Source organism: Aequitasia blattaphilus (assembly GCF_024721305.1).
GTDB classification, from domain to species: domain Bacteria; phylum Bacillota; class Clostridia; order Lachnospirales; family Lachnospiraceae; genus Aequitasia; species Aequitasia blattaphila.
This window is the reverse complement of the sequence record NZ_JAMXOD010000007.1, coordinates 89,754-102,124: the sequence shown is the minus strand read 5'-3', so window position 1 is coordinate 102,124 and position 12,371 is coordinate 89,754. Positions and strand designations below refer to the sequence as shown.

The following is a 12,371-nucleotide window of genomic DNA, read 5'->3' as shown; positions in this document are numbered from 1 at the left end:
AATAACTAAAGAGATTTCAGACAATTAACAAGGAACTAGTGGTCACACCTGGGATTATCCGGTCCAGCGCCATGTAAATCATTCAACTGCTCAAGGGCAGAGTTGCTTAGAAATACAATTTGAACAGGGTTGCCTCCGATATCGTCTCCCAGCAGCCGAAGACCATTACCGGTTTCGTCGTAAGCCAGTTCAAGATAGCGGCGATAAAGATGCTTATTTTTAGTATCAATGATTTCAATGACTCCGTTGGGGGCAGAAAGATGGGTAACATCTGGTTGATCTTTTAGAAGTATGTTTGTAACCTCATCAAATAATTCCCGGGTAAGTTTCCCTTGTTCCTCTGTATTTGTGGCAGAAGTCTTGAGTTTTTCCACGATGTTTTCTGCCAGGTTTTTTATGAATTGTTTTTCGTTCATGATATTCACCTCGACATGTTATCTCTTTCGTAGTTATTGTTTTAGTATAACATAAAATTGATTAAAAGGAGGTTAAGTATGGACAAACGGGTACTAATTGTTAATGGAATAGCTCAGACGGTTATTGCAGATGGAGAAAGCGTTCTTTCGGATGTTCTCAGGGCTCAGATGCATCTCACAGGATGTAAGGTTGGATGTGGAAATGGGCAATGTGGTGCTTGCTCGATTATTATGGACGGAAAAGTGGTTCGGGCCTGTACAAGAAAGATGAAAAACATACCAGATAACACCCGGGTTGAAACAATTGAAGGAATCGGTACACCAGAGGATCTTCACCCTCTTCAGGTTGCATGGATGGCTCATGGCTGTGCTCAGTGTGGATTTTGCAGCCCTGGCTTTATTATGAGTTCTTTGCAGCTATTAAGAGAGAATGATTCTCCTACAAGAGAAGAAGTTAGAGAATGGTTCCAAAAGAATCGCAATGCCTGTCGTTGTACAGGATATAAACCACTTGTAAATGCTGTTATGGATGCTGCAAAAGTGATGCGTGGAGAAATGAAAAAAGAGGATTTGCTCTTTAAACCAACAGACAATAAGATAACGGGAACTTACTATCATCGTCCATCAGGGGTGGCGAAAGTAACGGGAACCTGGAACTTCGGTGGCGATATTGCCTTAGGAATGCCTCCAGGCAGTCTGCATCTGGGATTGGTTCAGGCAAAAGTCTCCCATGGACTCATTAAGGGAATTGATTTTAGTGAAGCAGAAAAAATGCCAGGAGTTTATAAGGTCATTACCCATAAGGATGTAAAAGGGAAAAATCGTATCAATGGATTAATCACATACCCATCAAACAAAGGTGATGGATGGGATCGTCCTATTTTATGTGATGAAAAGGTATTTCAATTTGGTGATGTTATTGCCATGGTTGCGGCCGATACACCGGAGCAGGCAAGGGCAGCGGCAGCAACAGTTGTAGTAGACATTGAACCATTACCAGCGTACATGAATGCTCTTGATGCCATGGCAGATGATGCAATAGAGATTCATCCGGGCACGCCAAACGTGTATTTCCAGATTGATAATAAAAAGGGAGAGTTCCAAAAAATCGATGCTATTTTTGAGAATGCAGCAACGGTCGCAGAAGTGGATGGTTACAGCAGTCGTCAGCCCCATCTTCCATTAGAACCAGACTGTGGACAAGCTTATATTGATGAGGAAGGGCGTCTTGCAATTCACTCAAAATCAATTGGAATCCATCTCCATGCGGCAATGGTTGCCGAAGGGATTGGAGTTCCAATGGAGAAGCTTCGGATTATTCAGAATCCTGCAGGTGGAACCTTTGGATACAAGTTCAGTCCTACAATGGAAGGATTACTCGGAGTTGCCTGTCTTGCCTGTGACAATCGTCCGGTAAGCTTGGTCTATGATATGTATCAGATGATTACGTATACTGGAAAGAGAAGCCCTACCTTTGCACATATGGAGCTGGCAATGGATGAAAGTGGAAAGATTCTCGGTCTCCGAGGGAAAAATATCTTAGATCACGGTGCGTACTCAGAGTTTGGTGATTTACTAACCTTAAGGCTGGCTCAATACCATTGTGCAGGTTATGATATTCCGAGTATTCACACGGAAAATCTTACGGTATGCACGAACCATGCATGGGGTTCGGCCTTCCGTGGATATGGAGCACCTGAGATTTCTACATCCAGTGAGGTTTTGATTGACATTGCGGCAGAAGCCTGTGGTATGGATCCATTTGAATTCCGTTACAAGAACGTGTATCGTCCGGGATGTACGAATATTACAGGGCAGGTTCCAGAGGTATTTAGTCTGCCGGAGATGATGGATAAGATTAAGCCAAAATACTATGAAGCAGTAGAGCGTTGTAAGAAAAAGAATGAAGAAAGTACAGACTTAAAATATGGAGTTGGCTTGAGTTTAGGTATTTATGGATGTGGCTTAGATGGTGTAGATTCATCTGAAGCGTTTGTAGAGCTGTTACCGAATAATAAGATTCTAGTTGGATCTAGTTGGGAAGACCATGGACAAGGAGCCGATTTAGGGGCTTTGACAATGGCTCATGAAACGCTGCGAAAGGCAGGGATTAAGCCAGAGGATATTCAGTTGATTATGAATGACATGGCAAAGACTCCAAATTCAGGTCCGGCTGGAGGAAGCCGTTCCAACGTTGTGACGGGAAATGCCATTCGTGTAGGGGCAGAGCTTCTTCTAAAAGCAATGGATAAAGGAGATGGAGGATATTATACATACGAAGAAATGACAGAAAAGGGAATTCCAACCCACTATGATGGAAAGTGGGCAGCAAGTATGTGCAGCAATTGCGATATGGAAACAGCTCAAGGTGCACCGTTTTCAAACTATATGTACGAACTATTCCTGCCGGAGGTAGAAGTAGATACGAAGACCGGCAAGGTACGAGTAATCAGTTTCCATACAGTGGCAGATATTGGAACGGTTATTAACAGAGCAACGACGGATGGTCAAATATATGGAGGTATAGCACAAGGGATTGGACTTGCTTTGACAGAGGATTTCGAAGATCTGGAAAAACATACAACATTAGCAGGATGTGGACTCCCATATATCAAAGATGTACCGGATAATTTCACGATTGAATATGTGGAGACTCCAAGAGAAAGTGGACCATACGGTGCATCAGGAGTTGGAGAAGCACCATTATCAGCACCTCATCCGGCAATTCTTAATGCAATTTATAATGCCTGCGGAGCAAGAATAACAGCGGTTCCTGCAAGACCGGAGAAAGTACTGGAGGCTTTAGCAGATCGATAAAAGGTGGTATACCTATGACGAAATTTGACTCGATTCATTCTGAAAACATAACCAGTCAGGAAGTACTACATCAGCTGGAAGCACTTTGTACCGCGGAAGAGCCTGCAGCCTGTACGGCAATGTGCCCCTTGCATGTTGATGCAAGGGGGATGTGCCGGTTAATGGGAGAGGGAGATTTTCAAAGTGCTTTTAAGATTTATCAAAAGCAAGTACCGTTTCCTCTTATACTTGCTTACACTTGTAATGCCCCCTGCAAAAAATCCTGTATCAGAAAGGATTATGGAGGGGCAGTTGATGTGGATAAATTAGAGCGGAAACTGGCAGAAACAGTTGGAAAACCAAGAAAGGCTCCGGTCTTTCTTCAAAGAAAGAATAAAAAAGTTGCAATTATCGGAGGTGGGGTTCGAGGGATGAGCGCTGCCCACGATTTAGCACGAAAAGGGTATTCGGTAATCATCTATGAAAAATCCAATGTACTAGGTGGAAAGCTGTGGGAGCTGATTCCAGAACAACTACCCTTGGAAGTATTCGAAAGGGATCAAACAATTCTAAGGGATTTAAAAGTAAAAATAGAATACGGTGCGGAGATCAAGAATGTTCCAGCGCTATTAGAGGAGGTTGATGGAGTCTATATTGCCACCTCTTCTATAAAAGGACTATTTGAAGATTATAAAATGATTGTTCCAAGAGAATGTAAAATAGGGCTGCGGCCCAGGAATGGAATCGTCTATGAGATGTTTGATGGAAGATACAGTGGGGCTACTTTGGATCGATTGTTTCAAGGGGTGAATCTTGAGGTGGGAAGAGAAAAAGAGGGCAGTTATAGAACCTCTCTTTTGACCAATCAAAAGAATCTTTCCGTGGAACATCCAAAAGACGAGGTGATAGAAGAAGCGCAAAGATGTATTCAATGCAAATGCGAGATGTGCGTAGAAAAATGCGGATTTTTACAGGAGTATGGCAAGAATCCCAGGCAGTACGTTAGAGAGGTATATAACAATCTGTCAATTGCTATGGGGACACATCATGCAAATAAAATGATTAATACCTGTGCACTTTGCAGACAATGTGAGGCTATTTGTCCCAATGGACTGGATATGAGTAAGGTTTTTCTGGCAGCCAGAGAGAAGATGGTGGAGACGAAGAAAATGCCGCCATCGGCTTTTGAATTTGGGCTTTTAGACATGGAGCACAGTATGTCAGAGTCCCATTTTTTGGTGAAGCATCAGGCAGGATTTGATTCTTCAAAAGTTCTGTTTTTTCCGGGATGCCAGCTTACCGCATCGGAACCGGATTTGGTGAAAGCAATCTATCAAGACTTATGTGGAAGGATTCCAGAAGGGGTGGGTTTATTTCTTTCATGCTGTGGGATTTTGGGAAAGTGGGCTGGAGATAAAGAGGTGTTTGAAAAGGTAAAAAGCCAAGTGGTGAGGGGATGGGAAGAGCTTGGAAAACCGAAAATTCTTACGGCTTGTCCAACTTGTAATGAAACATTTAAAAAAGAATATGGAATGGAAGTAGAAAGTCTTTTTGAAATACTAAAAGAGTGTCAGTCAAAGGAGCAAGAGAAGAAAAGAATGGTCTTGCATCATGCCTGTGGAGCCCGTTATGATGGAGAGATGAAGGAAAGCGTTCTTCAATTAGCGAACAATTGCCAATTGGAGATTACGGGAAGAGATGACTTGCAAGAAGAGAGTCCGTGTTGTGGCTATGGAGGTTTGGCGTCAATTGCAGACGAGGATGTGGCAGATCATATTACAGAAGTCTCTTTAGAACAACTTAGCGGAGAGGAAGAGCTGCCCATTCTTACCTACTGTGTCAATTGCAGAGACCGATTCTTGAAAAAGGGAAGGGAATCATGGCATATATTGGAGGTGTTTTATGGAAAGACAGATAAAATACGTCATTGTTCTCCTACCTGGAGTGAAAGACGGGAGAATCGGGAGACTTTAAAGAGAGAGATTTTAAGGGAGTTATGGGAGGTTGAGGTAAAGGAGCAAGAGAAATATAATCTGATTATAGACGAAGAGCTGGAGAGAAAATTAGAGAAAACGCATATTCTTCATAGTGATATTGTTGCAGTCATTAAACATGCAGAAAAGACGAAAGAGCGGTTAATCGACCCGGAGAATGGACATTTCACAGCATACCATAGACCGGGAAATGTCACCTTTTGGGTAGAGTATTTAGTAGAATCAGGCGGCTATCATATCTATAATGCATACAGTCACAGGATGGATTTTATTTTAGACGATTCCATTACGAAAGGAAGGTAGAAATGGCAGATTATCAATACGATGAAGAAGTAAAGCTTCTTTGTGGAAAATGTGATCTTCCCTTGGAAACAAGATCGGTAACCCTTAGCTATATGGATTCGGCATTTCCGGTTGGCTTACCTGCCTGTCCAAAATGTGGAATGGTTTATATTCCAGAAGCCTTGGCAAGAGGTCGTATGCTTCACGTTGAGAAATCCTTAGAAGATAAGTAAGGAGGGGTGACGAATGGAGTTAAGCGAGCGTATTATGGAATTAATTCAAAAGGGTTATCATTGCAGCCAGATTATGATGCAGCTTTCCCTGGATTTACGGGAGAAAGAGGAGCCCTTTACGATACGGGCTCTTGGTGCTCTTGGCGGGGGCATGTTTGTACAGAGAACTTGTGGAACATTAACCGGGGGAGTGTGTATGCTGTCATCTTATTTTGAAAGAGCAGATGGGGAGATGGAACCGGTTGAATATAAGCAATGTGCAAAAGAGCTTGTGGAATGGTTTGAGATGGAACAAGGAAGTATAGAATGCAGAGACATTGTATGCTTTGACTCGGTAGAAATCATGAAGGTCTGTCCGGGACTGCTTGAGAGAACCTTCATGAAATGTCTTGAGATATTGGAGGAACATGGGATTGATCCTACATAAAACGAAGAGCTTATGTCCGATATGTTTAAAAAGAATTGATGCATCCTATGAAAGCAAGGGGGATGAGGTTTGGTTTCGAAAAGAATGTAAGGAGCATGGATTTTATGAGGTTTTGTTTTGGAAGGGCGTAGAGAATTTCCAAGAAAAACGAAACCTCCATGCACCACAACCTCCGAAAAAACCAATGATGGATGCCAATCAAGGCTGTCCTTACGATTGTGGCCTGTGTAAGAATCATAAGCAGGCTACTTGTTGTGTTCTTTTTGAAGTAACCAGTGCGTGTGACTTAGGGTGTCCAATCTGCTTTGCTTCAGCAAAAGAGGATGAAAATCCTATTTCTATGGAAAAAATAAAATCCTGGTATGAGATGCTGATGGAAAGGGGTGGCCCCTTTAATATACAGCTTTCTGGGGGAGAACCGACTACGCGGGATGATTTGGATGAAATCATCCGTATGGGAAAAAGGATGGGATTTACTTTTTTTCAATTGAACACAAACGGTATTCGCATTGGAACAGACAGAGAATATCTGAGAAGGCTAAAGGCAGCAGGTCTTAATACTGTTTTTTTGCAATATGATTCACCCCACAGCCAAGCCGTGGTAAAGCTAAGGGGAAGGGATGTTATAAAAGAAAAAGAGGGGGCAATAAGAAATTGTAAGGAGGTAGGACTATCGGTGGTTCTTGTTCCCACTTTGATGAGAGATTGTAATGAAGAGCATATTGGAGAGGTCTTAGACTTTGCGGTAACTAATATGCCCACGGTCAAAGGGGTTCACTTTCAGCCTATGAGTTACTTTGGACGCTATGAGGAAGAACCGGATGCAAGAGCACATATTAGTTTGCCGGAACTGTTGAACCGAATCCAGGAGCAGACAGGAGGGAAGGCAAAGGCAGAGGACTTTTCATTTGGAAGGGCAGAGCATCCTCTTTGCTCCATAAACGCAGATTATATCATTAAAAATGATGTGTGGGAGGTTGTGAGAAAGGCAGATCAGTCCTGTTGCTGCAGTAGTGATGTGGCAAGGGAAGCAGTAGCAAATAAGTGGAGCATAGAAGAGGATGTAAAAAAGGAGCTGGGGAAATCCTTTGATTTGGATGCACTGGATCAATTTTTGGAAGAGCGGCAAAATCACACACTGGCAATTTCAGCTATGGCCTTTCAGGATGTGTGGACGGTAGATTTGGAAAGATTAGAGCGGTGCTACATTAATATTGTCAGTGAGGAGGGGAAGTTGGTACCTTTTTGTGCCTATAATTTAACGGCACAAAATGGAACTTCCCTTTATAGAGGAAAAGAGACACCGTGTAAGGCGCTGAAATCTATAACCGGAGGACCGATTCGGATTGGGGGATTGGAGCTTACCGACAGAGGCGCTCAAATTTGTGGAATAAAAGAGGGGATGAGGATACTTGATATTGGATGTGGAAGTGGAGAGAGCGTGGAGTTTCTAAGGAAAAGCTATGGAGCCCTGGCAGAAGGGATTGATACAGCGGTAGAAATGATAGTATCTGGAAAAAAACGTACTCCGGATTTGCCGATTGAAGTAGGAAGTCTGGAATCCATCCTTGTAAAAGAGAAGAAGTATGATGTGATTTTTATGGAATGTACATTATCTCATATGGAGGATACTAAGGAAGTGTTAAAAAGTGTGAATGCCCTGTTGAAAGAAAAGGGGAAACTTGTATTAACGGATGTTTACAGTAGAATAAATTCTCCCATACAAGATCAGATTAAAAGTGCCGGATTTTGCATACAGGAATTTGAGGATCATACGGCGCTGCTGAGAGACCTAACAATCAAGTTGATTCTAAAATATGGTTCCTTGGAAGAGTTTGCTGCAAAGGAATGTAAGGAGTGTAAGAAATGCAGTTTATGTGAATTTATGAAGGTGGAAAAGCCGGGATATTACCTCTTGGTGGCAGAAAAGGAAGGGGTTTGAAATAGCCTATACATATAAGAGCATGTATAGGCTATTATTTATCGTGTTAAGATATTGTCCATTAGCGTTAGTACGTGTAACACTTCTTCGTTTTTGACAAGAGGTTCTTCCTCGTTTTTCACCACATGGTAGAAGTTCTGATAGAAGCTTTGATTCATTTCGTGACCTTTGGGGAGTTTCTTTTTGGTGGTAGCTTCCTCAGAGGGTGGAGCCATGGTTTTTGTAAGTCCGACTCCTGCTTTTATCGGTGTGGGATGAACAACACTTTGAGTTTCTTTTGAAACTACCATTTCACCGGTAAGATCCCAGTCTGAAATTTTTGCTGTTCCTTTGGTACCTTTTATGTACCAGCGATCCAGCTTGGTATAATTTGTCGTACCCACTTCCACGAGAACTTTCATATTATTTTCAAAAGTAATGTAAGAAAAAAATCCGTCGTCGACCTCGTTTCCAAGAACAAAACTAAGGTCTGTCTCTATCTTTTTGATGGGAGAATCAATCATCCAGAGGAGCTGATCAAAGAGATGGACACCCCAGTCTAACAGCATACCACCGCCATGCTCCTTTTTATGACGCCAATCTCCGGGGATGCCATTCGCTCCGTGAACCCGGGATTCGATTTGAAAGATCTCACCAATTTCTTTATTCTCGTACAGTTCTTTTAGAATTAGGAAGTCCGGATCCCAGCGGCGGTTCTGATGCACCATAAAGGTCCTGCCGGTACGCTCTATCACCTTTTGAATTTCATGAAACTCTTGCGGATTCATTACAGCAGGCTTCTCGCAAACAATGTGTTTTCCGGCTTCCATCCCTCTAATTGCCAGTTCCTTATGAGAATCATTTGGAGTGGCGATTAACAGGGCATCTACATTGGAATCCTTCAATACCTCTTCCAGGTTTTCATAAACGGGCAGACCATCTTGGATAGCATGAGCTTGCCTGTTGCTATCAATATCATAGATGCCAACCACTTCAAACAAATCTTTCTCTTTGGCTAAAATCGTATTTGCATGGTAAGAACCCATACCACCATATCCAATTACGGCGATCTTTAGTTTCGTCATCTTAAGCCCACCACATTTCCGTTGGTAAATCGTTAATCATAATGGAACGAAGATTCGTAATCGCTCGGTTTAAACCTTCATCAATGGACATAATAGGGTCTTCGTGTTCGATGCTAAGTACGTAGTCATATCCGTAAATACGAAGGGCAGAGATTATATCGGACCATGCCTTTAAGTCATGACCGCATCCAACAGAACGGAAGGTCCATGCCCGTGTTTTTACATTGTTATACGGCTGCATATCCGTAAGACCGTATAGGTTGATATTGTCTTGATTCAGGTAGGTGTCTTTTGCATGGAAATGATGTATGGCACCTGCTTCTCCGAGGATTTTTACAGCGGCAACAGGATCGATTCCCTGCCACCACAAGTGGCTTGGGTCCAGGTTGCATCCAATTGTATTTCCAGTTGCTTCCCGTAAACGAAGCATGGTATAGGGGGTATGTGCAAGGAACCCACCATGTAATTCGATTCCGATTTTAACGCCGGCAGATTCAGCTTCTTTATGGATGTTTTTCCAGTATGGAATGAGCTTTTTCTCCCACTGATATTCATAGCTATCGGTATACTCGGTAGGCCATGGAAGGATAGGCCAGTTCACTTGTGTATCGGTAGCATTTCCACCTGCAACACCGGAGAATCCATTTACCACAGGAATATTCATAAGGCTTGCCAGTTTAATGGTTTTTCGAAGGAGCTGGTCTGCCTCGCCGGCTACATTTTTATTCGGGGAGATCGGATTATTGTGACAGCTTAAAGCTGAGATTTCTAAGCCTTTGTCTGCCAATTTTGCTAAATACTCTTTTCTGGCATCTCCAGATGCCAAGAGCTTGTCGATGTCTAGGTGGGCATTTCCCGGAGAGCCACCGGTTCCGATTTCAACCATTTCCAATCCTTTTTTTGCAACCGTATCAATCATTTCTTCAAAAGACAAGTTGTTAAATAGTGGTGTAAATACGCCTAATTTCATTTTTCTTTCCTCCTTATTTGTGCTCAAATTGTACTGGTTTTCCAGTTTTTGATGATTCGTAAATTGCTTCTAAGATTCGTGTTACAACGTAAGCCTCTTCCGGCTTTACGACGGGTTCGGTGTCATTTAAGATGGCATTGATAAAGGACTGAGCCTCCAATACCTCTGGTTTATCTCCTTCCCCATCATAGAAGTCAACACCTCCGGTTTGAAGTTCGATTTGCTTTTCATATAAAAGGCTGTGATCTTCGCCGTTTATGGTGAGACCGTTATTCATATCGGCGCCACCTTTATTTCCCATAAGAGTTGTTTTGGCCTCTTTTACACCCAAGCTATTTAATGCCCAGCTGGATTCGAGGAAAATGCTTGCGCCGTTTTCCATAACGATATAACCAAAAGCAGAGTCCTCAACGGTAAATTTCTCAGGATCCCATGGACCCCAGGCGTTGGCGGCGTTTGGGGTTTTCGAAAGCTCGTGGTACGTATTTCCGACGACGTATTTGGGCTTGTAATTATTCATCATCCATAAAGTCAAATCAAGAGCATGGGTACCGATATCAATAAGGGGACCGCCACCTTGTGCCTCTTCGTTTAAAAATACACCCCACGTTGGAACAGCTCTGCGACGTATTGCATGAGCCTTTGCAAAATAAATATCTCCCAAAGCACCTTCTTCACACACTTGATGAAGGTAGCGGGAATCGGTACGAAAACGATTTTGATAACCAATGGTTAGTTTCATACCGGTGCGTTTGCTTGCTTCTATCATTTTTAGAGCCTGCGCGGAGGTTTTTGCCATGGGTTTTTCACACATAACGTGGCAACCGGATTCCATCGCAGATACAGAGATAAAGCTGTGGGAGTCATTGGGGGTACATACGTGTACCAAATCCAAATCTTCCTGTTCGAGCATTTCTTTGAAATCTGTGTATACAGTCGCGTCCTCCGCTCCAAATTCTTCTTTTGCTTTCTGAGCCCTTTCGGGAATTGTGTCACAAAACGATATCATCTTTGCTTCTGCTACTTCTTTTAGTGCAGGCATGTGTTTTCCATTGGCAATTCCGCCACAGCCAATTATCCCAATTTTTAACGTCATTTTATATCCTCCTAAAATTCATTTTCCTTGTTATGAGCACATTATATCTTGTAGATAGAAGGATTTCTTCCCATTTCAGCATCTAATATTCCCGGATATTGACATGCAAAAAAAGAGTAGACTCATTACGAATCTACTCTTACTTTTTCATTTTTTTACTGTATTTTAAGGGAGAGATACCTACGTGATTTTTAAAGACGTGATGGAAAGTTTTCACACTGGAAAAGCCGGCTCTTTCGGCCACATCAACCATGGGTAGTTTCTCGTTTGCCAAGATAAACTTGGATTGAATAATTCGATATTCGGTGAGAAATTGCATAAAGGTTTGTCCGGTATTCTTCTTAAAAAAACGCGTGAAATAATGGGGGTTAAACCCGATTTTGGAAGAAACCTCATCAAGAGTTAGAGGCTCATCGTAGTGCTTCTCGACAAAATCGAAGATAACGTTGAGTTGATCTAAGGTTTCTTTGTATTTCATTTCACTTGAGTTTTTCTGCCCAATCTTTGTTACTCTTTCTGGTATCTGCTGATACATCAAGCCAACTACTTGATTGAGAAGACCGGTGAGGTAATAGTTATAACCTTTCTTTTTCTCTTCTAAAGTGTAATAGGCATCCATTAGCAAATGAATGAACTTTTCGGTAAAGTCTTTAGGCCAGCTGCGGCTACAAGGTTCACTCTTTTCAAAGAGCTCAAAAAGGCTCTCCAAATTTCCCCCTAAAAGAGTTTCGTTAAAGATTTTTAAATCGAATTGCCATACGTAGCGCTCGCTTCCGGGAGATGCGAGAAAAAAGTGCGGTTCACCACTTGAAAAAAAGTAAACTTCGCCTTTTTGTAGTTCGATGATTTCATCCCTTACACCAATATTTAATCGCCCTTTTAAGATATATATAATCTCAATTTCTTTATGAACATGCGGGTAGGTGATTGCCATACCGTCGTGTAAAAATGTGCGAAAAGAAATGTCTTGATCGAATTCAGGAATTTCTAAGTATTTACTCATACAAGTTCTCCCATCGTTTTAATTGCGACTAGTATACTATTTGGTGAATGCAAAAGCAACTTTTTATATTACAGACACAAGAATCGAATCAATTGCGATTGGAAAATAAACACGAAAGACGTGTAAATAAATCGCAGAAAAAACAATA

10 protein-coding genes are annotated in these 12,371 nt (G+C 42.1%); 5 read left to right on the top strand and 5 right to left on the bottom strand.

Features of this window, described 5'->3' with window-relative positions:
* Positions 1-35: 35 nt before the first annotated feature.
* A complete protein-coding gene (locus NHH15_RS06630; RefSeq protein WP_262065875.1) occupies positions 36-416 on the bottom strand; it encodes a hypothetical protein in 381 nt (126 codons plus the stop codon).
* 78 nt (positions 417-494) lie between these two features.
* Here NHH15_RS06630 and NHH15_RS06625 point away from each other — a divergent pair, with 78 nt between their 5' ends.
* From NHH15_RS06625 to trsS, 5 genes are read left to right on the top strand one after another with little or no spacing between them, the layout of a single operon-like run.
* Complete coding sequence (locus NHH15_RS06625; RefSeq protein WP_262065874.1) at positions 495-3,233, top strand: molybdopterin-dependent aldehyde oxidoreductase; 2,739 nt, start codon at positions 495-497, stop codon at positions 3,231-3,233.
* 14 nt (positions 3,234-3,247) lie between these two features.
* A complete protein-coding gene (locus NHH15_RS06620; RefSeq protein WP_262065873.1) occupies positions 3,248-5,509 on the top strand; it encodes a pyridine nucleotide-disulfide oxidoreductase/dicluster-binding protein in 2,262 nt (753 codons plus the stop codon).
* 2 nt (positions 5,510-5,511) lie between these two features.
* The gene (locus NHH15_RS06615; protein ID WP_262065872.1) at positions 5,512-5,721 is read left to right on the top strand and encodes a DVU_1557 family redox protein; all 210 of its coding nucleotides are present in this window, start codon (positions 5,512-5,514) and stop codon (positions 5,719-5,721) included.
* Between the two features lie 13 nt (positions 5,722-5,734).
* Positions 5,735-6,148 carry a DVU_1555 family C-GCAxxG-C-C protein gene (locus tag NHH15_RS06610; RefSeq protein ID WP_262065871.1) on the top strand — a complete coding sequence of 138 codons (414 nt, stop codon included), beginning with the start codon at positions 5,735-5,737 and terminating at the stop codon, positions 6,146-6,148.
* On the top strand, positions 6,129-8,090 hold the full coding sequence (gene trsS, locus NHH15_RS06605; protein WP_262065870.1) for a radical SAM (seleno)protein TrsS: 1,962 nt from the start codon (positions 6,129-6,131) through the stop codon (positions 8,088-8,090). Before NHH15_RS06610 ends, trsS begins: the two co-directional genes overlap by 20 nt.
* A gap of 38 nt (positions 8,091-8,128) precedes the next feature.
* On the opposite strand, the gene NHH15_RS06600 is transcribed toward trsS, so the two are convergent.
* From NHH15_RS06600 to NHH15_RS06585, 4 genes are all read right to left on the bottom strand, one after another.
* Complete coding sequence (locus tag NHH15_RS06600) at positions 8,129-9,154, bottom strand: Gfo/Idh/MocA family protein (protein WP_262065869.1); 1,026 nt, start codon at positions 9,152-9,154, stop codon at positions 8,129-8,131.
* 1 nt (position 9,155) lies between these two features.
* Entirely contained in the window at positions 9,156-10,124 is a 969-nt protein-coding gene (locus tag NHH15_RS06595; protein WP_262065868.1) for a sugar phosphate isomerase/epimerase family protein, read from the bottom strand.
* Between the two features lie 13 nt (positions 10,125-10,137).
* Complete coding sequence (locus NHH15_RS06590; protein WP_262065867.1) at positions 10,138-11,220, bottom strand: Gfo/Idh/MocA family protein; 1,083 nt, start codon at positions 11,218-11,220, stop codon at positions 10,138-10,140.
* A gap of 139 nt (positions 11,221-11,359) precedes the next feature.
* Positions 11,360-12,223, bottom strand: a complete 864-nt coding sequence (locus NHH15_RS06585; RefSeq protein WP_262065866.1) for an AraC family transcriptional regulator — start codon at positions 12,221-12,223, stop codon at positions 11,360-11,362.
* Positions 12,224-12,371 lie beyond the last annotated feature (148 nt).

Bases quoted from the DNA above. Each gene is read 5' to 3' on its own strand.
- NHH15_RS06630 (WP_262065875.1), bottom strand. From the start codon at position 416: ATGAACGAAAAACAATTCATAAAAAACCTGGCAGAAAACATCGTGGAA.
- NHH15_RS06625 (WP_262065874.1), top strand. From the start codon at position 495: ATGGACAAACGGGTACTAATTGTTAATGGAATAGCTCAGACGGTTATT.
- NHH15_RS06620 (WP_262065873.1), top strand. From the start codon at position 3,248: ATGACGAAATTTGACTCGATTCATTCTGAAAACATAACCAGTCAGGAA.
- NHH15_RS06615 (WP_262065872.1), top strand. From the start codon at position 5,512: ATGGCAGATTATCAATACGATGAAGAAGTAAAGCTTCTTTGTGGAAAA.
- NHH15_RS06610 (WP_262065871.1), top strand. From the start codon at position 5,735: ATGGAGTTAAGCGAGCGTATTATGGAATTAATTCAAAAGGGTTATCAT.
- trsS (WP_262065870.1), top strand. From the start codon at position 6,129: ATGGGATTGATCCTACATAAAACGAAGAGCTTATGTCCGATATGTTTA.
- NHH15_RS06600 (WP_262065869.1), bottom strand. From the start codon at position 9,154: ATGACGAAACTAAAGATCGCCGTAATTGGATATGGTGGTATGGGTTCT.
- NHH15_RS06595 (WP_262065868.1), bottom strand. From the start codon at position 10,124: ATGAAATTAGGCGTATTTACACCACTATTTAACAACTTGTCTTTTGAA.
- NHH15_RS06590 (WP_262065867.1), bottom strand. From the start codon at position 11,220: ATGACGTTAAAAATTGGGATAATTGGCTGTGGCGGAATTGCCAATGGA.
- NHH15_RS06585 (WP_262065866.1), bottom strand. From the start codon at position 12,223: ATGAGTAAATACTTAGAAATTCCTGAATTCGATCAAGACATTTCTTTT.